The following is a 777-nucleotide window of genomic DNA, read 5'->3' on the forward strand; positions in this document are numbered from 1 at the left end:
GTCGGCAACCCGACCTTGCCAGCGCTGCACGGCGGGGCGGTGGCCGGTTTTATGGAGCAGGCGGCGATCATCTTCATCCTGCTGCAAATGGGCGAGCCCAAAGTGCCGAAAACCATCGATTTCACTATCGATTATCTGCGCGCGGGGCTGTTCCGCGACACCTACGCCGAATGCAGCGTGACTCGTCTGGGCCGGCGTATCGCCAACGTGCGCATCAGTGCCTGGCAAAAAAACCGCCAGGAGCCGATTACCATTGCCCGAGCTCACTTTCTGCTTTCTGACGATGGCAGCACCGATTAAGCGGATCTTGATCCATTGTGTTTAGGCGCCACGGACGGCGTTAATTGTCATATCACGACATTGCTCCCTTCCCGGCATCCGCCTAGCGTTGAGTCATGACTTAGCGCTACCAGGGATGCCCCATGAAAATAACTAAAGTCAGCACGCCGCCTGCCCATGTCAGTATCTATGAAAACTGGGATGGCCCAGGTCATGAGGATATTGAAGACAAACTGACCACACAGCACGTTGAAGATGTGGTGGAAATATTCCAGACCCCGCTTACCGGGCATTACAACTGGGACTACTCCTCCGCCGACGGGCGGATCCGCAAATTGTACAAATTGGGAAAAGAGCTCAACTGGAATGCGGATATGGATGTGGATTGGTCGCAGGATTTCCCCAAATCCGAGGTGCCACTGGATCAGTCCTTCAATCCCTTTAACGGCTGGTCCACCTTTGAGTCGCTCAGCGATGAGGAAAAGCTCCGTTTCGGCT

1 protein-coding gene and 1 pseudogene are annotated in these 777 nt (G+C 55.0%); both read left to right on the plus strand.

Annotated elements, in window-relative coordinates; all coding sequences use genetic code 11:
- On the plus strand, nucleotides 1-300 hold a 300-nt coding region (locus tag A3730_RS03925), incomplete at its 5' end, for a PaaI family thioesterase (protein ID WP_063537520.1).
- A 122-nt stretch (nucleotides 301-422) separates the two neighbouring features.
- Nucleotides 423-777, plus strand: a pseudogene (locus tag A3730_RS03930) (ferritin); the annotation flags it as partial.

The sequence above is a fragment of the Alcanivorax sp. HI0044 genome (genome assembly GCF_001634945.1).